At 74.1% G+C, this 20,460-nt stretch carries 16 protein-coding genes; 10 read left to right on the top strand and 6 right to left on the bottom strand.

The features are described from left to right. Positions 1–457: 457 nt before the first annotated feature. The 4 genes from OG556_RS26395 (at position 458) to OG556_RS26380 (ending at position 3,084) form a co-directional block, all read left to right on the top strand. The gene (locus OG556_RS26395) at positions 458–1,306 is read left to right on the top strand and encodes a helix-turn-helix domain-containing protein (protein WP_371520104.1); all 849 of its coding nucleotides are present in this window, start codon (positions 458–460) and stop codon (positions 1,304–1,306) included. 130 nt (positions 1,307–1,436) lie between these two features. Further along, a complete protein-coding gene (locus tag OG556_RS26390; RefSeq protein WP_063349800.1) occupies positions 1,437–1,676 on the top strand; it encodes a hypothetical protein in 240 nt (79 codons plus the stop codon). Positions 1,677–1,755: 79 nt separating this feature from the next. After that, positions 1,756–2,196, top strand: a complete 441-nt coding sequence (locus OG556_RS26385; protein WP_371520101.1) for a hypothetical protein — start codon at positions 1,756–1,758, stop codon at positions 2,194–2,196. A gap of 108 nt (positions 2,197–2,304) precedes the next feature. After that, a complete protein-coding gene (locus OG556_RS26380; RefSeq protein ID WP_371520098.1) occupies positions 2,305–3,084 on the top strand; it encodes a VOC family protein in 780 nt (259 codons plus the stop codon). Positions 3,085–3,149: 65 nt separating this feature from the next. On the opposite strand, the gene OG556_RS26375 is transcribed toward OG556_RS26380, so the two are convergent. Then, complete coding sequence (locus OG556_RS26375) at positions 3,150–4,889, bottom strand: 2-isopropylmalate synthase (RefSeq protein ID WP_371520095.1); 1,740 nt, start codon at positions 4,887–4,889, stop codon at positions 3,150–3,152. 181 nt (positions 4,890–5,070) lie between these two features. On the opposite strand from OG556_RS26375, the gene OG556_RS26370 reads away from it, so the two are divergent. From OG556_RS26370 to OG556_RS26345, 6 genes are all read left to right on the top strand, one after another. After that, on the top strand, positions 5,071–5,763 hold the full coding sequence (locus OG556_RS26370) for a FadR/GntR family transcriptional regulator (RefSeq protein WP_371520092.1): 693 nt from the start codon (positions 5,071–5,073) through the stop codon (positions 5,761–5,763). Positions 5,764–6,079: 316 nt separating this feature from the next. Then, positions 6,080–9,127 (top strand): nitrate- and nitrite sensing domain-containing protein, encoded by a 3,048-nt coding sequence (locus OG556_RS26365; RefSeq protein WP_371520089.1) that lies wholly within the window; start codon positions 6,080–6,082, stop codon positions 9,125–9,127. Continuing rightward, a complete protein-coding gene (locus OG556_RS26360; RefSeq protein WP_063349794.1) occupies positions 9,124–9,579 on the top strand; it encodes a roadblock/LC7 domain-containing protein in 456 nt (151 codons plus the stop codon). The genes OG556_RS26365 and OG556_RS26360 overlap by 4 nt, the downstream gene beginning before the upstream one ends. Before the next feature lie 5 nt (positions 9,580–9,584). Further along, positions 9,585–10,049 (top strand): DUF742 domain-containing protein, encoded by a 465-nt coding sequence (locus tag OG556_RS26355; protein WP_371520086.1) that lies wholly within the window; start codon positions 9,585–9,587, stop codon positions 10,047–10,049. 3 nt (positions 10,050–10,052) lie between these two features. Further along, entirely contained in the window at positions 10,053–10,655 is a 603-nt protein-coding gene (locus tag OG556_RS26350; protein ID WP_363579619.1) for an ATP/GTP-binding protein, read from the top strand. A gap of 69 nt (positions 10,656–10,724) precedes the next feature. Beyond that, positions 10,725–11,858 (top strand): FAD-dependent monooxygenase, encoded by a 1,134-nt coding sequence (locus tag OG556_RS26345; protein WP_371520083.1) that lies wholly within the window; start codon positions 10,725–10,727, stop codon positions 11,856–11,858. A 125-nt stretch (positions 11,859–11,983) separates the two neighbouring features. Here the strand turns inward: OG556_RS26345 and OG556_RS26340 are convergent, their stop codons facing one another. The 5 genes from OG556_RS26340 to OG556_RS26320 form a co-directional block, all read right to left on the bottom strand. Further along, positions 11,984–12,745, bottom strand: coding sequence for a serine hydrolase (locus OG556_RS26340; protein WP_371520080.1), 762 nt, complete (start codon positions 12,743–12,745; stop codon positions 11,984–11,986). A gap of 83 nt (positions 12,746–12,828) precedes the next feature. Beyond that, on the bottom strand, positions 12,829–14,400 hold the full coding sequence (locus OG556_RS26335) for an alpha/beta hydrolase (protein ID WP_371520077.1): 1,572 nt from the start codon (positions 14,398–14,400) through the stop codon (positions 12,829–12,831). Between the two features lie 196 nt (positions 14,401–14,596). Continuing rightward, positions 14,597–16,165: a hypothetical protein gene (locus OG556_RS26330; protein ID WP_371520075.1), complete on the bottom strand. Its 1,569-nt coding sequence runs from the start codon at positions 16,163–16,165 to the stop codon at positions 14,597–14,599. A gap of 67 nt (positions 16,166–16,232) precedes the next feature. Continuing rightward, on the bottom strand, positions 16,233–16,988 hold the full coding sequence (locus tag OG556_RS26325) for a leucyl/phenylalanyl-tRNA--protein transferase (protein WP_371520072.1): 756 nt from the start codon (positions 16,986–16,988) through the stop codon (positions 16,233–16,235). Further along, positions 16,985–20,389, bottom strand: coding sequence for an amino acid adenylation domain-containing protein (locus tag OG556_RS26320; RefSeq protein ID WP_371522901.1), 3,405 nt, complete (start codon positions 20,387–20,389; stop codon positions 16,985–16,987). Before OG556_RS26320 ends, OG556_RS26325 begins: the two co-directional genes overlap by 4 nt. Positions 20,390–20,460: the final 71 nt, after the last annotated feature.

Below are 20,460 nucleotides of genomic sequence, written 5' to 3'. Positions count from 1 at the left end.
GCCGTGGCCGGTCGGATGTCCTCAGCTCGTCAACTCGCCATCTCAGGCGCGAAGTAGTCACGCAGCCGAGCGATCTTCCCGACCCGGATGCGGAAGATCTGCCGCGGCGTTCGGGACACGACGGCCGCCATGGGCGATCGTCATGCAGCGCAGCCCAGGAGGGTGATCCGAACCGGTCGAGCCCCATGGAGAGGCGCTTGACCACCTGCCGTCGACCGACATCATCCGAGGAGTTGGGAGAATCGTGCAGCCTCACGCCGCACGCAAGAGGGTTCCACGTTCTCTGCAACCTGATGCAACTCACTCGACCGCAACGTCGGCGCCGAAGCTACTGTTTGCCGATGCGGCCCCCGGGTCGCACCGTCGTACGTCTGACCTTTGAAGCAGTCCAGGAATACAGAAATCCCGCACGGGAACTCCCACACAGCACCTCCGATAGAGCCCGATAGGCCAGATCATGCCCTCTTCTCCCGTCTCCAGCGCACAGGCCACACGTGCGGCGATAGCTGCTCAGCTGGACGCGATGAAGAAGGATGCGGGGCTCACTGGGGATCAGCTGGCCGCTCGTTGCGGGTGGCACAAGTCCAAATCATCGCGTATCTCGCGTGGCGTAACTTTGCCTTCGGATGCCGATATCCGCGCATGGTGCATCGCGTGTGGGGCCGAGGAGCAGTCAGCAGACCTTATTGCCGCCTTGCGTTCAGCCGACGCGATGTACATGCAGTGGCGACAGATCCACCGCGATGGCATGCGGCGAGTCCACGAGAAGACCGTTCCTCTTTATCAGCGCACTCGACATTTTCGCGTCTACGCATCCAATCTCGTACCAGGGATGCTGCAAACTGCCGAATATGCGACTGGGCTTCTGCGCTCCATCACGACCTTCCAGGGTACGCCTGATGACGTTGACCAGGCCGTCCGAGCCAGACTGGAGCGATCACGCGTCATCCAGAACGTCACCCGGCGGTTCGCTCTTCTGATTGAGGAATCTGTCCTCTATTACCGAGTGGCCGATGATGCTGCCATGGCCAGCCAGCTCACCCACCTCCTGTCGGTGATGGCACAGCCGAACGTATCCTTCGGAATCATCCCCTTCGGCGTGCGTCGTTCGGTTTGGCCACTTGAAGCGTTCTACGCCTTCGATGAAGACCTGGTCGCCGTGGAAACCTTGACGGCGGAAATCAACATCTCGACGCCGAGCGAAATCGGCACCTACCACAGGGCGTTCGCCGAGCTGGCGAAACTCGCCGATCGGGGTGCGGCAGCACGCGCGTGCATCACCAAGGCTGTCAACTCCCTCGGGTGAACCGGTGCAACCGAGTGCAACTTCGTGGACCGCGGCACTCATGGCTTCCTACTGTCGATCTGACGTCACCTCATCGGTCAATGCCGGTTGGGGGCCGCCTCCCTTCAGCATCGAACAGGAAGGCAGTGCAGTGAGCGACCTGTACGAGATCGAGATTCCGGCCGGACTCGCCGCCTACAAGGCGTGCGGCGGGAACCAGGGTGGGGGTGACGACGGGGAGTCGTGCGTGACCCTGCGGGAGGTGCCCGGGGTGGCCGGCGGGTTGTGGGTGATGGGTGACACCAAGGCTCCGGGGCGTGAACTGCGCTTCACCACGGTGGAGTTGAGCTCCGCCGGCATCGACCCGGACCGCTTCACCACCTCCGCCTGACGCGCCACCTCGCACCAGCGGGCCCCGTTCCCAACGCAACTGGGAACGGGGCCCGCCTCACACCCAGGGTAGGGCGCGCATGGATCACTGGAACAGACCCGGGCTCCACTGGCACTGCTACGCGTGGGCGGGCGGCAAGCGGCCCGACGACGCCGAACGGAGGCCGCCCGGACCGCAGAACCGCTTGCGGCCCGAATGGGGCAGCCCCGTACCGCCGTTGGAGGTCATGCACTGGCTCGCCAAGTCGGCGGCGCAGATCAGGCTCACCGCCAACGACCCGGCCGAGGTGCTCGACTGGCTGGGCAAGCAGCTCGCCGACTCCCCCGCCGCAGAGGGCGACCTCCCCTCGGCCACCCGGCTGGATCACGCCCTGGCGTTCCTCGACACGTTCCCGCACGACGTGGTGTGGACGTACTGGACACCCGGCCAGCAGCTCCGGTCGGTCGCCGCCGTGGCGTGCCCCCGGACGTTCGGCCCCACCTCCGAAACGCCCCCGCCCTGCCCGCTTCGACGGCGGTGAGCGGCGGTGAGTGGTGTCGCCCGATGGGGCGTGACAGCGTGTCGAGTGGCGGTGCACGGTCCGCGACGAGAGGGTGACCGACGCAGGACCTCACCTGAAGGAGCGAGAATGCCCGAAGTCACCACTCCGTACCCGACCGGCACTCCGTGCTGGGTCGATCTGATGGCGCAGGACCAGCAGGCGGCACTGGACTTCTACCGCGACCTGTTGGGCTGGCAGGGGCAGGTCGGCCCGGCCGAGTTCGGCGGGTACGCGGTCTGCGAGCTGAACGGGAAGGCGGCGGCCGGGATCGGACCGGCGATGGCGCCGGAGGGGATGCCCACTCCGCCGACCGTGTGGACCAGCTACCTGTCCACCACCGACGCGCAGGCCACCCAGGACGCGATCGTCGGCGCGGGCGGCACCCTGCTCGTCCCGGCGATGGACGTCGGCGAACTCGGCCGGATGCTGATCGCCGCCGACCCGCAGGGCGCGGTGTTCGGCGTCTGGCAGCCGGGCGAGTTCTCCGGTGCCCGGGTCGTCAACGAGAGCGGCGCACTGATCTGGAACGAGCTGCACACCAGTGACCTGCCCGGCGCCACCGCCTTCTACGGTGAGGCGTTCGGCATCGAGATCCAGCCGGCGCAGGGCGCCGAGCAGTACTGGGAGCTGCGGGTCGGTGGCCGGGCCGTCGGCGGGGTCTCGCTGCTCGCCAACGACCCGCCCGGCACGCCCGCGCACTGGCTGACGTACTTCGCGGTGGACGATGTCGACTCCACCGTGGACGCCCTGGTCAAGCACGGCGGCACCGTCCTCGCCCCGCCGTTCGACATGGTGGCGGGCCGGATGTCGGTGGTGGCCGACCCGCAGGGCGCGCCGTTCGCGATGATCGCACCGAAACCGATCTAGGCGGCGCGGCCCACCGCGCACGGTGTCGCGGTGGGCCGGCTCCGTCCGGATCCCGTCGGTACGGGTCACCCCCGCTGCGCGCGGCCGACGGCGCTGAGCACCGCCCGTACGCCCGCCGTGAGCACCGAGCCGTCCCGCCCGGCGCCCCACACCACCTGCCCGCCGACCCCGCCGACCCGGGCCTCGACGTAGGCGACGGCGTCGGTACCGGAGCCGGCACCCGCACCCGCACCCGCACCCGCACCAGCCCCGACGGCGTGCTCACTGAAGTGCAGGATGTCGACCCGCAGCGCGTCGGCCACCGCGTCGAGCGGCCCCGCGCCCTCGCCGCGCCGGCCGTCCACCTCCGCCCAGTCATCGCCGGCCCGCCACGGCCAGTCCGGCGCCGCGTCCAGGTACTCCGCGCGGAAGAGCCCGTACAGTTCCTCCGCCGTCACCTCCCGCCCGCTGTCGTCGGTGGCCTCCTGCACGACCCGGGAGAACTCGATCTGGAGCCGCCTCGGCAGTTCCAGCCCGTGCCCGGTCTGGAGCAGGTAGGCGATGCCGCCCTTGCCGGACTGGCTGTTGACCCGGATGACCGCCTCGTAGTCGCGACCGAGGTCGGCCGGGTCGATCGGCAGGTACGGCACCGACCAGGGCGCCTCGCGCGCCGGGACGCCGGACTCGGCCGCCACCTTGGCGTGGTGGGCGAAGCCCTTCTTGATGGCGTCCTGGTGGGTGCCGGAGAAGGCGGTGTGCACCAGGTCCCCCGCATAGGGGTGGCGCTCGTGCACGGGCAGCCGGTTGCAGTGCTCGACGGTGCGGCGGATCTCGTCGAGGTCGGAGAAGTCGAGCATCGGGTCGACGCCCTGGGTGTGCAGGTTGAGCGCCAGCGTCACCAGGTCGACGTTGCCCGTCCGCTCGCCGTTGCCGAACAGGCACCCCTCCACCCGCTGGGCGCCGGCCAGCACGGCCAGTTCGGCGCAGGCGACGCCCGTCCCCCGGTCGTTGTGCGGGTGGACGGAGAGGATCACCGACTCGCGGCGCTCCAGGTGCCGGTGCAGGTACTCGATCTGGTCGGCGTAGACGTTGGGGGTGGCGATCTCGACGGTGGCGGGCAGGTTGTGGACGACGGGCCGGTCGGGGCTGGCGTCCCACAGTTCGGTGAGGCCGTTGCAGACCTCCAGGACGTAGTCCGGTTCGGTCAGGTTGAACACCTCGGGCGAGAACTGGAAGCGCACCCCGGGCCGGCCGTCGGCCCGCCGTGCCAGGTGGGTGGCGGCCTCGGTGATCAGGGCCCGCAGTTCGTGCCGGTCGCGCCCGAGGACGACCTCGCGCCAGAGCGGGGCGGTGGCGGTGTAGAGGTGGACGACGACGCGGGGCAGGCCTTCGACGGCCTCGAAGGTGCGGTCGATCAGGTCGGCGCGCGCCGCCGTGAAGACGACGACGGTGACGTCCTCGGGCACCGCGCCGGGCACGGTGGCCAGTTGCCGGACGAAGTCGAAGTCGGTGCGGCTGGCGGAGGGGTAGCCGACCTCGATCTCCTTGAAGCCCATGGCCAGGAGCAGGTCGAACATCCGCTGTTTGCGTGCCGGGTCCATGGGTTCGGCCAGTGCCTGGTTGCCGTCGCGCAGGTCGACGGGGACCCACAGCGGGGCGTGGTTGATCCGTCGGCCGGGCCAGCGCCGCATCAGTGCGGGGACGTGCACGCGCTCGTGGGCGGGCCGGTAGCGGTGGGAGGGCATGGCACCCGGGCGCTGCGGGTTCCAGGCGGGGGCGGTGACCGGGACGGGGCCGGCGGGGGTACGCAGGGTCGGGAATCGCATGATGAGTCCTTACGGAGGTACCGGTGGACCGGCAGGACGGCGCCCCGCAGCGGGGTGCCGGTCCGGTCACGCCCCGCTGCGGCCACCAAGAAGAAGGCCACCCAGAGGGAGACTCCACGGCTGCATGCCGGGTAGACTAACCACGAACCAAGTCCTCAGACAAGCTGACAGGTGAACGCGCATGCCCCCGCTCGGCCCCCTCCACCGCTCCCCCCTGGTCGACCAGGCCACCCGCCGCCTGGAGGAGCAGATCACCGCCGGACACTGGCCGGTGGGCGGGAAGCTGCCGGGCGAGGTCGCCCTGGCGAAGGAGCTGGGCGTCGGCCGCTCGACCGTCCGGGAGGCGCTGCGCGCGCTGGCCGGCGCCGGGATGGTGCAGAGCCGGCAGGGGTCGGGCGTGTTCGTGACGGCGGACCGGCCCGCCCTGGACTGGCCGACCCGGCTGCGCCGGGCGGAGCTGGCGCACGTCTACGAGGTGCGCACCATGGTCGAGGTGCAGGCGGCCCGACTGGCGGCCGCGCGCCGCACGGAGACGGACCTCGCCGCCGTGGACGCGGCGCTGGCCACCCGACTGGCGGCGGGCGGCGCGGACGACGCGGCCTTCGTGGACGCCGACATCGCGCTGCACACCGCCGTGGTGGCGGCCGCGCACAACCCGGTGCTGGACGACCTGTTCGCCCAGTTCGCGCCGGTCCTGAGGGAGCACCTGGTGGACCTGGTGGGGGTGCTGGGGCTGCGCAGCGGGGACCCGAACCACGGCTACGCCTCGCACGCGGACCTCGTCGGGGCGCTGCACCGGGGCGATGCCGAGGAGGCCGGGCGGGTGCTGGCGGCCGAGCTGGAGGCCACCCGGTCGCGCCTGCTGGCCGACTGAGCGGGGCGGGCGGGGCGGGGCGACCACCGGGGCCGGGGCCGACGCCCCGGCCGCCGACCAACCGACCAACTGACCAACCGACCGACCGACCGGGCGGATATCCGGAGCGCGGGCACACAGTTTTCACACGGGGGCCACCCGGTCGCCCGCTCCGATCGCCGACGCCTCGTCAACCCGCTCCGAACTGGGATGCTTCGAGCACGCACGATCAACCGTCAGATGACATTGTGTCCGGAGCGTGTGTGACCACGGTCCAGGCGGCGAACGCACTTTCACTCCAATCACACGGTATGACTAGTATCGCCTCGTCAAGCCCGTGCCCCGGACGGCCGCCCCGCTCAGGCCGGCCGCCATCCCCAAGGAGACTGCTCTGCGCGCGCGTGCGAATCGGCGGCCCCCGACGCCGAAGGCCCCCCGCAGGCGTCCGCGCCTGTCACTGCGGACGGCGCTGCTCGTCCTCGCCGTCGTCCCCAGCATCGCCCTGGCCGCCCTGTGGGCGGTCACCAGCGGCGAGACCGTCTTCGACTTCCAGCGCCAGGCCGCCCAGGGCCTGCTCGCCCAGAAGGCCGGCCAGCCGTCCAACATCGTCTACTACAGCCTCCAGGAAGAACGCCGGCTCAGCGCCGAGGCGCTCGCCCGGCCCGGCGGCAACACCGACCAGCTGCGCCGCCAGCGCCAGCAGACCGACGACGCGGTCCGTCAGTTCCAGGTCCTCTCCGGCGAGACCGCCGACAGCGCCCCCGAAGAGGTCCGCACCGCCGTCACCGAGGCCCGCCAGGCGATGGGCAAGCTCGCCGAACAGCGCGCCGCCGTCGACCACGGCTCGATCGACCAGCAGACCCTGTACGCGTACTACACCGACCTGATCGCCGTCGACCTGCGGCTGTTCGCCGCGCTCAGCCACGTCGACACCGGCGAGGTCACCTGGATCTCCAAGACCCTGGTGAACGCCTTCTGGGCCAAGGAGATGCTCGCCCGCGAGGACGCCATCCTCGCCCGCGGCTGGCCCACCGGTCGGCTCACCGTCACCGACTACCAGCAGGTCCAGCAGTCCGTCGGGGCGCAGGAGCACCTCTTCACCGTCCAGGTCCTCCCGTACATCCCGGACGGCGAGGCCGCCGCCTGGCACGACCTGATGAACAGCCCCGCCTGGCAGGCCAAGGCCGCCGTCGAGCAGTCGCTCACCAAGCCCACCGCCGCCGAGGCCAACGGCACCGTCAAACTCCCCGCCGCCCAGGACCAGTGGCGCCAGGCCCTCGACCAGCTCAACCCGCAGCTGGTCAAGGCCATCGAGACCCGCACCAGCGGCATCGTCGACGTCGGCAAGGGCACCATCCTCTCCCTCCTCACCACGGTCGTCCTGACCACCGTCGTCGGCCTGATCACCGTCGTCGCGGTGATCATCGCCTCCTGGCGGCTCAGCCGCTCGCTGCGCCGTCGCATCAAGGAACTCCAGACCCAGGCCGAGGAGATGGAGCGCACCCTCCCCGAGGTCGTCGAACGCCTCGGCCGCGGCGAGCAGGTCGACGTCGAGACCGACAGCCGCACCATCACCGCCGGCCCGCACGGCAACGGCACCGACGAGCTCGCCCGCCTCGGCCAGGCCCTCAACCTGGCCCGCGCCTCCGCCGTCGAGGCCGCCGTCAAGCAGGCCGAACAGCACCGCGGCTTCGAGCGGCTGCTCCAGCGCATCGCCCGCCGCACCCAGCTGCTGATCGGCCGCCAGCTGCGCAAGCTCGACGAGCTGGAGCGCAAGCACGAGGACCCGGAGGTCCTGGAGGGCCTGTTCGACCTCGACCACCTCACCGCCCGCCTGCGCCGCTACGAGGAGAACCTCGTCATCATGGCCGGCGGCCAGCCGCAGCGGCGCTGGCGCAAGCCCGTCCCGCTGCTGGACGTGCTGCGCGCCGCGCAGGGCGAGGTGCAGGACTACCGCCGGATCATGATCGACGTCGAGGGCCACCCGTGGCTGTCCGAGCGGGCCGTCGGCCCGGTCGCGCACGTGCTCGCCGAGCTGATGGAGAACGCCACCACCTTCTCCAAGCCGCCCACCCCGGTCGAGGTCCGGGCCGCCATGGTCGGCCGCGGACTCGCCGTCGAGATCGAGGACCGCGGCCTCGGCATGGACCCCGAGCAGTACGACGCCGCCAACGAACTGATGAGCCGCCCGCCCCGCACCGACGTGCTCGCCCGGGCGGACGACGTCCGCCTCGGCTTCTACGTCGTCGCCCGGCTGGCCGCGCACAACGGACTCAAGATCGAGTTCCGGCCGTCGGCCTTCGGCGGCACCCGGGTCGTCGTGCTCGTCCCCGACGAGCTCGTCATCGACGGCGACGCCGGGCTGCCCGACGCCGCCCCCGTCGAACCGATCCCGCTCGTACGGCGCTCCCGCAAGGCGCTGCTCACCGCCTCCAACGAGGCCCCGGAGTCGGCGCCGGCGGGGCCGCCGGTCGCGCCCGTGGACTCCTTCCCGCCGGGAGAGTCCTTCGCGCCGACGGAGTCCCTCCCGCCGGTGGAGGCCTTCGCCGCGGCCGAGTCCTTCCAGCCGGTGGAGGTGTTCGAGCAGGTCCAGCACGTCGACCAGCCCGGCCAGGTGGAGCAGCCCGGGTACGTGGAACCGCTCGGACAGACCCCGCAGCCCGGGCAGACCCAGCAGCTCCCGTTCGACCCGCTGACCGCCCCCGTCCAGGCCTTCGGGCACGTCGAGTACGTCCGGCCCGAGGCCGCGCCCGCCGCCGAGCCCGCGCCGTTCCCCGCCCCGTACGCCGAGCAGCCGATCGAGCACAGCTCGCCGGCCCCCGACGCCCCGGTCGACCAGCTGCCCTCGCACGACGTGCCCGCCTACCCGGACATCGCCTACGCCCGGGTCACCGACGCCGAGGCCCCGTACGCCGACGAGCAGTACCGCCCGGCCGACCACTACCGGCTGGCCGAACGGCGCCAGCGCCGCGAGTACGCCTCCGCGGTGCCGCTCAGCCCCACCGAGACCGAGCAGCCCCCGCTGCCCCAGCGCGTCCGGCAGGCCAGCCTGGCCGCCGAACTGCGTGTCCCGCCGGCGCCCCGCCCGCAGTGGGCCGAGCCCGCCGCCGGGCCCCGCGCCGAATCCGCCGCCCCGGCCACCGAGCCCGCCGGCGGCCCCTTCCAGCGCCCGGCGAAGCGTTCCGGTGCGACGATCGGCGCCTTCCAGCGCCAGTCCCGTGCCGCCCGCGCCCAGGACAGCGGCGAGCACCCGCTGCCCGGGGCCGTGACCCCACCGGCTCCCCCCACCGCCCCCGCCGGCTCCCCGACGCCCGCGTCCGACCCCTCCCCCTGGGCCCTGCCGGCCGCGGACCCCCGAACCACACGAACGGATGACCAGTCATGAACCGAACGATCGCCACCCACCAGGACCTGGACTGGCTGCTGGACGGACTCGTCGACTCGGTGCCCGGGACCAGGAACGCCGTCCTGCTCTCCGACGACGGCCTGGTCGTCAGCCACTCCCGCACCATCGAACGGGCCGACGCCGAGCGCCTCGCCGCCGTCGCCACCGGCCAGCAGAGCCTGGCCCGCGGCGTCGGCCAGCTCTTCGACGGCGGGGCCGTCCACCAGGTGATCGTCGAACTCGCCGAGTGCTGGCTGTTCATCATCGCCGCCGCCCAGGGCACCCACCTGGCCGTCGTCGCCTCCCAGGAGGTCGACGCCGAGGTCATGTCGGTCGCCATGCACACCCTGGTGCAGCAGGTCGGCCAGAAGATGACCACCCCGGTGCGTGCCGAGGCCGGCGCCGCCTCCCCCGCCGGCTTCGACGCCTTCGCCGCCCGGAACCGGAGCTGACACCGGTGGGCCCGTACGGAAACGGGAGCGGGAGCGGGCAGCGCGGCGGGGTCCCGCACTGGAGCGAACTGCCGGACGAGGACGCCGAGGACGAGTCGGGCGCCATGGTGCGCCCGTACACCATCACCCGCGGCCGCACCGCGCCCGAGCGCGACGACCTCACCCTGATCACCGTGCTCACCACCGTCGAGGACGAGGCCGCCCGGGCCCTGGCGCGGGGCAGCCGCGCCGGTGCCCGCGGCCTCCAGCCCGAGCACCGGATGATCCTCGACCACTGCCGACGGCCCGCCGCCGTCGCCGAGGTGTCGGCCGGCCTGGACCTCCCGGTCTCGGTCACCAAGATCCTGCTGGGCGACCTGGTCGCCCAGGGCCTGCTGCGGGCCCGGGCGCCGCTCTCGGTGGCCCGGGCCGCCGGAGGCGTGGACCTCGGCCTGCTCACGGCCGTTCGCGAAGGACTCCGGAGACTCTGAACCATGGCAACACCCCACCCCAGCAGTGCCGCTGACGCCGGCGTCGCCACCGCGCCGGCCGCCGTCAAGATCCTCATCGCGGGCGGCTTCGGCGTCGGCAAGACCACCCTCGTCGGCTCCGTCAGCGAGGTCGCCCCGCTGCGCACCGAGGAGTACCTGACCCGGGCCAGCGTCGGCGTGGACGACCTGTCCGGCGTCGACCAGAAGGACACCACCACCGTCGCCCTCGACTTCGGCCGGATCACCGTCAACCCGGACCTCGTCGTCTACCTGTTCGGCACCCCCGGGCAGGAACGCTTCTGGTTCATGTGGAACGACCTCGTCAACGGCGCCCTCGGCGGCATCGTCATCGCCGACACCCGCAGGCTCGACACCAGCTTCGCCTCCATCGACTTCTTCGAGAGCCGGGGCATCCCCTTCGTCGTCGCCATCAACTGCTTCCACAGCCACAACACCCGTACCCCCGACGAGATCCGCGCCGCCCTCGACCTGGACCCGCAGGTGCCGATGCTCCTCGGCGACGTCCGCGAACGCGCCTTCGGACGCGACCTGCTGCTCGCCCTGGTCGACCACCTGATGGACCTCTCCGCCGCCCCCGTCGGCTGAAAGTCGGCTGAACGTCGGCCGGCTGAAAGTCGGTCGGCTGAACCACTTCCCTTCCCCAGGAGCCACCCCATGACCTCACCCCTGCGCGTCCTCGTCCACGGCGGCGGCATCGGCGGGCTCACCCTCGCCACCGCCCTCGCCGAGCGCGGCCACCACGTCGACGTCGCCGAACTGCGCGACCAGCTGGAAGCCCTCGGCGTCGGCATCATCCAGCCCTCCAACGCCCTCCACGTGATGCGCGAGATAGGCGTCCTCGACGACTGCCTCGCCGCCGGCTTCGAGTGGGACGTGCTGACCATCTGCGACCCGGCCGGCGCCACCCTCGCCAAGATCCCGCAGCCCCGGATGGGCGACGCCCCCTCCAACAACGGCATCCCCCGCCCCGCCCTCGCCCAGGTGCTCGCCACCGCCGCCACCCGGGCCGGCGCCACCCTGCGCTTCGGCACCACCATCGCCGACCTCACCGAGGACGCCGACGGCGTCGACGCCACCCTCACCGACGGGCACCGCGGCCGCTACGACCTCGTCGTCGGCTTCGACGGCATCGGCTCCCCGCTGCGCAAGCGCCTCTACGGGGAGAAGTACGCGCCCGAGTACACCGGCTTCGCCAACTGGCGCGTCACCCTGCCGCGTTCGCCCGAGGTCCAGGGCGTGGTGATGTCCACCGGCAACGTCAAGGCCAAGGCGCTGCTCACCCCGATCACCGACGACCTCATGTACCTGGGCTCGGTGTTCGCCGAGGCCGAGGACTTCCGGCCCGACCCCGGGCACGCCCACGAGCAGCTCGCCGAGCGCCTGGCCGGCTTCGGCGGCCCGATCGCCGAGGCCCTCGCCCAGGTCACCGACCCGTCCGCCGTGGTCTACTCGCGGATCTCCCAGGTCAGCGTCGAGGAGCCCTGGCACGTCGGCCGGATCGTGCTCGCCGGCGACGCCGCCCACGCCTCCACCCCGCACCTCGCCCAGGGCGCCGCGATGGCCGTCGAGGACGCCCTCGTCCTCGCCCAGAGCCTGGACGCCGCCGAGGCCGTCCCCGCCGCGCTCGCCGCCTGGGAGGAGCGCCGCCGGCCCCGCGCCATGTGGGTCCAGTCGCTCTCCCGGGCCGTCCTCAAGCAGGAGACCGGCACGCCCACCACCCCGGAGGAGGACGAGCTCCTCAAGGTCGGCATCCCCGGCGCCGCCCACGTCCTCGTCCAGCCGTACTGACCGCTGTCCCGCCTGCTGCGCGAAGCCGCGCAGCAGGCGGGCGGGCGGGCGGGCGGCGGGCCGGGTCGCGCGTCGGTCCACACGCCGGCTCACGCGCCGGCTCACGCGTCGGGTCACGCCTCGACTCACGCGCCGGCGAGCTCGTGCCGCCGCTGCCACACCGCCGCCGAGACCCGGGCCAGCAGCCGGGCCGCCGGGTCCGTGCGGTCCTCGCCGGAGGCCAGCGGGCCGGTGTAGCAGACCGCGATCAGGTAGGGCGGGCAGTCCGGCGGGTGGACCAGGCCCACGCTGTGCCGGGCGCCGGGCACCCAGCCGTTCTTGAAGGCGATCCGGGTGTCCGGCGGCAGGCCCGCCGCCAGGTCCACCCGGAACGCGTTGCGCTCCAGCAGCGCCAGCAACTCCGGCTCCCCGCCCAGGGAGTGCAGCAGCCGCACCAGGTCCCGCGCACTCACCAGGTTGTGCACCCCGGCGTCGCGCGCCGCGTAGTCCTCGATCCCGCGCGGGCTCGCGCTGCGCGTCGCCCCGGCCCGCCGCCACGCCTCGGCCACCGCCGCCCGGTCGACCCGGGCCAGGCACAGGTTGGTGGCCAGGTTGGAGGAGTGCGTGATCATCCGTTCGGCGAGCAGCCGCAGCGGCACGTGCGTGCCCAGCAGCTCCCACGGCAGCGGATCGCTGTCCCAGTCGGGATCGTTGCCGAACTCCCCGCCCACCACGGACTCGAACCGGTTGACCACCGGCACCTCGGCATCGAGATCCACCCCGCCACGGGCGAGCGCCGCCAACACCGCGACCTTCATCGTGCTCGCGGCATCGTGCAGTTCGTCCGGCGCCCGCACGAACACCGGCTCCGCCTCGCCCGCCCAGGGGGCCACCACCACAGAGAGCATGGCCGCAGCCTAGGGCAGCCTTCGGCTGGTCAGGAAGGGCTGCCCACGGCTGCTCGGCCCTGGTGAGGGCTGCTCAGGACTGCTCAGGACTGCTTGGCGCAGGTGCGGTCCTTGCCCGGCAGGCGGCCGGTGGCCAGGTAGGAGTTCACCGAGTCGTCGACGCAGGCGTTGCCGTAGACGCCGAAGCTGGTGTGCTGGAAGGCGCCTTCGAGGGTGACCAGCCGGGAGCCGGGCAGCATGCCGTGCAGCGCGACGGCGCCCCGGTACGGGGTGCGCGGGTCGTTGCTCGCGGCCACGATCAGCGCCGCGGCGTCGCGCCGGACCTTCGTCGGCTCCTCGCGCGGCGCGTCCCAGAACGCGCACGGGGTGATGTTGTCGGTCATCGGGCTGAACAGCGGGTGGGCGGCCCGGTCGCGCTCGATGTCGCGCCAGTACTCCTCGGGGTCGCGCGGGGCGGCCACGTCCCCGCACAGGATGGCGGTCTGCACGCTGCCGGTGACCGAACCCGCGCTGGTGAACGCCCCCCGCAGGAAGGCGGCGAAGCCGGGCGACACCCGGGTGGGCCGCCCGTCGGCGGCCGCGGCCAGCACGGACAACTCCTCGGCGAGGCCCACCCGCGCCGGGTCGAGGTCGCTCGCGATCCCGGCGAACACCACGGAGGGCACCTGGCTGCCGTCGAGCCGGAAGACGTCGGGGGCGGTGCCGACGGTGAGCGGCTCCCGCTCGGCCGCCGCGACGACGCGGTCGATCGTGGCGCGCACCTGCGCGCGGGTGTCGCCGAGGCCGTAGTCGGCGTGGTGCGCGGCCGCCCAGTCGGCCCAGCCGTCGAGCGCCCGCTCGTGCTCGTTCTCGGTGCCCCGCATCAGCCGGGGGTTGTAGGCGCGCGGGTCGATCCCGCCGTCGAGGACCACCCGGTCGTAGCGGCCGGGGAACATCTGGGTGTAGGCCGTGCCCAGGTAGGTGCCGTACGAGTAGCCCAGGTAGGAGATCTTCCGTTCGCCGAGCGCGGCCCGGACGACGTCCAGGTCGCGGGCCGTGTTGCGGGTCGTGATGTGCGGCAGCACCGAGCCGTTGGTGGCGCGGCACCGGTCGGCCACGTCCTTGGCCCATGCCGTCTGGCGGTCGAAGCCCGCCCGGTCGGGGGCCGAGGGCAGGACGGGGCCGTTGGACAGGCCGCAGTCCAGCGGGGTGCTGCGGCCGACGAAGCGCGGGTCCACGCCGATCACGTCGTAGCGGGCGCCGGTCTCCTTCATCGCCCCGCGCACCAGTACGGAGTTGGCGAGGCCCGGCCCGCCGGGGCCGCCGAAGTTGAGCAGGAGGGAGCCGATCCGGTGCCGGGTGTCGGTGGCCTTGAGCCGGGAGATCGCGACGGTGATCGTCCGCCCCCGGGGGTCGCTGTAGTCGAGCGGCACGGTCACGTCCGCGCAGCGCGCGCCCGCGCTCTCCAGGCCACGGCCCACCTCGTCGTCGGGCCCCAGAACGCAGCTGCGCCAGTCGAGGCGCTGGTGGTGGTACCGGTCGAGTCCGGCCCCGGCGCTCGCGGGGCCGCCGTCGCGCTCGGCGGCGGCGGCCGTGGCGGCGGGCGCCGTGGCGAGGCAGGCGGTCAGGGCTAGGCCCGCGGCCGCGACGCGGCGCAGGGCCTTGGGGGTGGTCATGCGGTCTCCTGACGATGACGGGTGCGGGTGCGCAGGAAGTCGGTCGGGCCGACTTCCTGCGCGCCAGCCTTCCAGCGCACCCGGCACCGGATCATCGCCCTGGGACACGAACTGTCGGTACGTCAGGAGCAGTAGCCCCGCTGCCCGGCGTACCGCCCGGGCAGTAACCGGGCCCCGGGACCGGGGCGTACCCGGGTCAGCTGCTCGGGCGCGGGGACGGCAGGGCCGCGGAGCCCGCCGCCAGGGGCCATTCGCGGTGGAACGGCGGCAGCGGGTACGTGCCCTCGATGACCGGGGTGCCGAAGACCTTGAGGTGGGCGAGCAGCGAGCCGGTCAGGTCGACGCCGCCGACCAGCGACCAACTGCCCTGGGCCTGCGGCGGGTTGCCGGAGGAGTCGACGGTCAGCGAGCCTTCGGCCCGGGCCCGCAGATAGGGGGCGACGGTGGTCTGGACGCCGACGGTGTCGTAGAGGCCGACGGAGACGTCGGCGCCGAGCGCGGCCCGCACCCCGGCCTTGCCGGTGAGGCGCACCCGGACCGGGGAGACCTTGGTGTCGGCGTCGGTGGTCGGGGTCCAGCCCTTGCCGCCGGTGTAGTCGGCGCGGACGGCCCAGGTGCCGGTGGCCTCCTGCTCGGCCTCCAGGTGGACCTGGCCGTCGGCGCCGACCTCCAGGTAGCAGGTGAGCTTCAGGTTGACCACGACGGGCAGTCCGGCGACGGTGAGCACCGGGCTGGCCTGCAACGTGGCGAAGGGCAGCCGGACGGGCGCGGCGCCGGTGCTGCGCGCGACGTCGCCGGTGACCTTCCACTGGGCGTGGGCGCCGAGGTCGAAGCCGATGGAGGCCGTGCGCGGGCTGCCGGCGGCGGCGCCGTGGTAGGCGAAGTGGACGGCGGGGTGCAGCTGGAGGGAGCCGGAGGCGTCCACGCTCGCGCCGTCGGGCAGCGGGACGGGGGCCTTGACGTCGACCTCCAGGGTGCCGGAGGCGTCGGCCTTCACACCGCCGCCGTCCGCACCGACGACGGCCTTGAGGTCCTTGACCAGCGGGGTGACGGTGATGCCGTGCGGGTCGACGGGCACCTGGCCGTCGGCCTCGGTGCCGCCGAGGAGTTCGGCGAGGGTGGCGGGGCGGGTGGTCAGGTTGAGGCTGGCGCCCACGCCGGGGCGGACGCCGGTGACGGCGACCAGTGCACCCTGGGGCGCGGCGGCGGTGGGCGGGCTGGCGATGAGCTGCCCGGGCTGAACGGCGGGGGCGGGCGCGGGGGTCGGCGTCGCGCCGGCGGTCGCGGTGGGCCCGGCGGACGCGGTGGGCCCGGCGGACGCGGTGGGCCCGGCGGCCGGCGGCGCCGAGAGGACGGCCGTGCCGCCTGCCGGGTCGTACGCGGTGAGCTGGAGGTTCTGCCCGGCAGGGGTGGCCGCGCCGCCGTCCTTGGCGGGGGCGGCCACGGCGGCCTGCCGGTCGCCGGCCGGGGCGGCGGTGACCGGCGCACCGGCCGGGGCGGCCGCACCGGTCGGCCGTGCGGTGGGGGCGGCGGTGGTCGGGGCGGCGGCGGCCCGGGCGCGGGGGGTGCCGGCGGCCGGGGCTGTCGGGGCCTGGCCGCCGACGGCGGACGCGGTCGTGGTCGTGCCGGTGGTGACGGCCGCTTCGGCGGTGCCGGCGGCGGCCTGCGGAGTGCCGGAGGTGGTCGGCCCGCAGGCGGCGACCCCGGCGAGGGCGAGGGTGAGGAGGGCGGGGCCGACGGCCCTGCCCATGGAGCTTTTGAACACGCGGCGTCATGTTACTGACGGGGAATAAGTTTGTCGAAGACAGGCCAAGCAGGGTAAAAGGCGCAGGTCAGACCAGCCGGGCCACGGGCAGTGGAGCTCCCGGCAGCGGGCCCACCGCGGCGTCCGCCGCCAGCTGGGCCAGGTACCGGGAGCGGGGCACCGGCTCGGCGCCGAGGCTGCGGATGTGCGGACTGTCCCACTGGGCGTCGAGCAGCCGCCCGCCGGCCGCGCCGAAGCGCGCCCCGAGGTCGGCGACGGCGACGCGGGCGGCGTCGGGGCGGCGGTGGAACATCGAGTCGAGGCTGAGGACGGGCCCGGCGGCGACGCCGAACACCCCGCCGATCAGCTCCTCGCCCTCCCACACCTCGCCGCTGTGGGCGGCCCCGAGCGCGTGCAGCCGCTCCAGCGCGGCCCGCAACTCGCCGGTCAGCCAGGCCGGTTGGCGGCCCTCGGCGCAGCGGGCCAGCACCTCGCCGAAGGCCCGGTCGGCGCTGGTCCACCACTGCGGCCGGTGGCGCAGCCGCCGGGCGAGGCGGCTGCCGAACCGGACGCCGTCGGGCGGCAGGACGGGCCGGGGGTCGGGCGACCACCAGGCCAGCGCGTACGGGTCGTCCCCGCCGGGCAGCAGTGCCACCTCGCCCGCCTCGACGGCCTGTTCGTAGCGCGCCTCGTTGTAGGCGCCGGCGTACTCGTCCGCCGCGGGCATCGGGAACAGGCCGCGGCGGTACGCCGCCAGCAGGTCCGACGCGCCGAGGCCGGCGCCGAACGCCACCGGCCCGTCGCCGGGCCCGCGTTGGACGTCCAGCCCGTCGAAGGGGCTCATGCCGGCGGCCCGAGGAAGCCCTCCGCCGCCAGCCGCCCCAGGTAGTGGTCGAGCAGCCCGGCGTCGACGGCGGGCAGGTCGATGCCGCTGCCGGCGAGCGCGGCGTCGGTGTTGGCACGGTCGAACAGCGGGAAGACGGGCCGGAAGTACAGCTCGCTGATCGACAGCGCCGACCCGGGGGCGCGGTCGACGAACAGCGGGACGAACGGCGTGATGGGGTGGGCGGGGTGCCCGGCCGCGAACCGGACCAGGCCCTGCACCCAGTCGCGGTAAGGGAGTTCGGCGATCGGGTGGCCCCGGGCCCGAAGCCGTTCGGCGAGGTCGGAGAGGTCGGCCGGGCGCGGCGAGGTGAGGTGGTAGACCTCGCCGTCGGCGGGGGCGTGGGCGGCGATGTGGGCGACGGCGCGCGCGAAGCGGTCGGCCGGGACGAAGTCGAGCGGCAGCAGCACGTCCGGGCAGGTGCCGCTGTCCGCCAGGTACGCGATGAGCGCGCAGATCTCGGTGCCGGTGTTCATCACGCCGGTCGCGAGGTCCCCGGTGACGTCGTTGGTGCGCAGCACGGTGACCGGGAGTCCGGCGGCGGCCGCCTCGTGCAGCAGCTGTTCGGCGACCCACTTGCTCTCGACGTAGCCGACGCCGAGCCGGTCGGGGTGGGCGAGCGGGGTCCGTTCGGTGACCTCGCGGACGCCGGCCGCGCCGAAGCCGGCCAGCACGGCGAGGGTGGACAGGTAGTGCACGGGTACGCCCCGGCTGTGCCCGGCGAGGCGGATGATCTCGCGGGTGCCGCCGACGTTGGGCGCGCGCAACTGGTGGTACGGGTAGAGGAAGTTGACCTGCCCGCCGAGGTGGTGGACGGCGTCCAGGCTCCCGGCCAGAGCGTCGAACTGGCGCTGCGTCAGCCCTAGCCGGGGTGCGGCGAGGTCGCCGACCAGCGGCACCACCCGGGTGTCGGTGAGGTCGTGGCGCAGGAAGCGCTGCTGGGCGGCGCGCAGGCGTTCCAGCGCGTGCTCCTCGTCGGGGGCGCGGACCAGGCAGTGGATCCGGGCCCCGGTGGTGGCGAGCAGGGCGTGCAGCAGGTGGGCGCCGCAGAAGCCGGTGGCGCCGGTGAGCAGGATCTCGGCGGGTTCGGCCCGGCTGGGCGCCGGGCTCCAGGACTGCTGGACGGGGTGGGCGAGCCGGGCTTCGGCGGCCCAGTCGACGGCGGCCTCGCCGGAACCGGGGCCGTCGGCGTGGGCGGTGCGGGCGGTGCGCCCGGCTCCGTCGGAGCGGGCGGCCTGGACGGCGGTCGCGAAGGCGCGCAGGGTGGCGTCGCGCAGCAGCGCGCGGGTGAGGGCGCGGACGCGGGTGACGTCGAGGCCGAGCATGATCCGGGCGCGGGCGAGCATCTCCATGGCCAGCAGGGAGTTGCCACCGAGGGCGAAGAAGTCGTCGGCGGGCCCGACCTCCTCGACGCCGAGCAGTTCGGCCCACAGCTGCCCGATGGCGTCCTCGACGGCTCCCCCGCCGCCCGCCGCCCCGGTGCCGCCCGGGCCGGCCCGGCCCGGGGTGCGGGGCTCGGCGTGCGGCAGCCGGCGGCGGTCGACCTTTCCGGCCGGGGTGAGCGGCATGCGGTCCAGCGCCACGAAGGCCGCCGGGAGCATGTACTCCGGCAGCCGTTCGGCCAGGAAGGCGCGGAGCCGGTCGCGGCGGACCCCGGCTTCCGCACCGGCGTCGGCGTGGTCGGCGAGCGTGTAGTAGGCGGTGAGCACGCGGCCCCCGTCGGGGTCGCCGCCGTCGGCGGCGACCCGGGCCTGCCGGACGTCGGGGTGGGCGGCGAGGGCGGCCTCGATCTCGGCGGGGTCGACGCGGTGGCCGAGCACCTTCACCTGGTCGTCGAAGCGGCCGAGGATCTCCAGCTGTCCGTCGGCCCGCCAGCGCCCGGCGTCGCCGGTGCGGTACATCCGCTCGCCGGGCACCGGCGCGTACGGGTCGGGGACGAAGGCCTCGGCGGTCGCCACGGGCGCGCGCCAGTAGCCCCGGGCGAGGCCGGGCCCGCCGAGGTGGATCTCGCCCCGCTCGCCGGGCCGCACGGGGGACAGCCGGGCGTCCAGGACGTGCACCCGCACGCCGGGCAGGGGGCGGCCGATCGGCACCGGCGCGGCCGGGCCGCCCGGGCCGGCGGCGTCCAGCAGGGCGGGGGTGACCTCGCAGAGCGTGGAGGTGACGGCGGCCTCGGTGACCCCGTAGGCGTTGACCAGCCGGACGCCGGGCAGCCGGTCCAGGCAGCTGCGGCAGTCGTCGGCGTGCACGACGTCCCCGCCGACGACGACCAGCCGCAGCCCTTCCGGGCCGGGCCCGCCGGGCGGGAGCAGCGTGAGCACGTGGTGCCAGTAGGCGGGGGTGAGGTCGGCGACGGCGAGGCCGAGTCCGCGCATCCGCTGGACGAGCTCGGTGGGCGCCCAGGTGCGGCCGCCGCCGAGGACGAGGGTGGCCCCGGCGAGCAGGGTCGCGAAGACCTGCTCCAGCGCGGTGTCGAAGCCGAGTGCGGCGAGTTGCAGGACGCGGTCGCCGGGGGCGAGGCCGTAGGCGTGCACGACCCGGTCGAGGGTGAACACCAGGGAGCGGTGGGTGACGGGGACGCCCTTGGGGGTGCCGGTGGTGCCGGAGGTGTAGATCAGGTAGGCGAGGTCGTCGGGCCCGGCCCCGTCGAACTCACCGGCACCGTCGGCCTCACCGGCGTCGCCGGGCCCACCTGCGTCGCCGGGCCCACCTGCACCCTCGGGCCCTCCGGCGCCGGCTAACCCAGTGAGGACCGGCTCGCCGCCGCCGTCCGGCCCGTCCTCGGCGTCCACCGGCACCGGCTCGACGCCCGGCAGCACACCGCCCTCGGTGACCGCCACCCGCGCCCCGCTGTCCTCGACCAGCCGGGCCAGGCGCCGCGCCGGGTACGCCGGGTCCAGCGGCAGCAGCGCCGCGCCCGCCTTCAGCACGCCGAGCCAGGCGACGACCAGGCCCGCGCCGCGTTCGAGGCAGACCGGCACCACCTGCTCGGGGCCGGCCCCGCGCGCCCGCAGCGCCCTGGCCAGGCGGTCGCTGCGCCGGTCCAGCTCGCGGTAGCTCAGCGTGGTGTCGTCGGCGACGACGGCGACCGCGTCCGGGTGCTGCGCGGCGCGGGAGCGCAGCAGTCCGGGCACGGTGCCGCCGTCGCCCTCGGCCCGCCCGCGGCCGCGCTCCCCGGGGGAGCCGAGCCCGGGGAAGCCGAGCCCGGGCGGGCGCCATTCGCGGGCCACGTGGGCCCGGCAGTCCTCGTGGCCGGCCGGCCCGTGGACCAGGTGCCAGCCGCCCGGCACGGTCAAGTCGCCGGGCCAGATCGCATACTGACCGCTGTCGTTTCGAACCACGGCGTGACGCCCGGAGTTCACATCCGTTCGTACGCCCTGTGCGCTGTCTGCTGCGTCGTCCACCGGCTTGACCTCGTGCTGTGGCGGCAGTT

The sequence above is a fragment of the Kitasatospora sp. NBC_01300 genome, from assembly GCF_041435235.1.
In the GTDB taxonomy this organism is placed as follows: Bacteria; Actinomycetota; Actinomycetes; order Streptomycetales; family Streptomycetaceae; genus Kitasatospora.
This window is presented reverse-complemented; position numbering and strand designations above follow the sequence as displayed.

Coding starts and splice junctions, on each gene's coding strand:
- OG556_RS26380 (WP_371520098.1), top strand. CDS start 2,305: ATGCCCGAAGTCACCACTCCGTACCCGACCGGCACTCCGTGCTGGGTC.
- OG556_RS26340 (WP_371520080.1), bottom strand. CDS start 12,745: ATGCTCTCTGTGGTGGTGGCCCCCTGGGCGGGCGAGGCGGAGCCGGTG.
- OG556_RS26335 (WP_371520077.1), bottom strand. CDS start 14,400: ATGACCACCCCCAAGGCCCTGCGCCGCGTCGCGGCCGCGGGCCTAGCC.
- OG556_RS26345 (WP_371520083.1), top strand. CDS start 10,725: ATGACCTCACCCCTGCGCGTCCTCGTCCACGGCGGCGGCATCGGCGGG.
- OG556_RS26360 (WP_063349794.1), top strand. CDS start 9,124: ATGAACCGAACGATCGCCACCCACCAGGACCTGGACTGGCTGCTGGAC.
- OG556_RS26375 (WP_371520095.1), bottom strand. CDS start 4,889: ATGCGATTCCCGACCCTGCGTACCCCCGCCGGCCCCGTCCCGGTCACC.
- OG556_RS26325 (WP_371520072.1), bottom strand. CDS start 16,988: ATGAGCCCCTTCGACGGGCTGGACGTCCAACGCGGGCCCGGCGACGGG.
- OG556_RS26370 (WP_371520092.1), top strand. CDS start 5,071: ATGCCCCCGCTCGGCCCCCTCCACCGCTCCCCCCTGGTCGACCAGGCC.
- OG556_RS26385 (WP_371520101.1), top strand. CDS start 1,756: ATGGATCACTGGAACAGACCCGGGCTCCACTGGCACTGCTACGCGTGG.
- OG556_RS26350 (WP_363579619.1), top strand. CDS start 10,053: ATGGCAACACCCCACCCCAGCAGTGCCGCTGACGCCGGCGTCGCCACC.
- OG556_RS26395 (WP_371520104.1), top strand. CDS start 458: ATGCCCTCTTCTCCCGTCTCCAGCGCACAGGCCACACGTGCGGCGATA.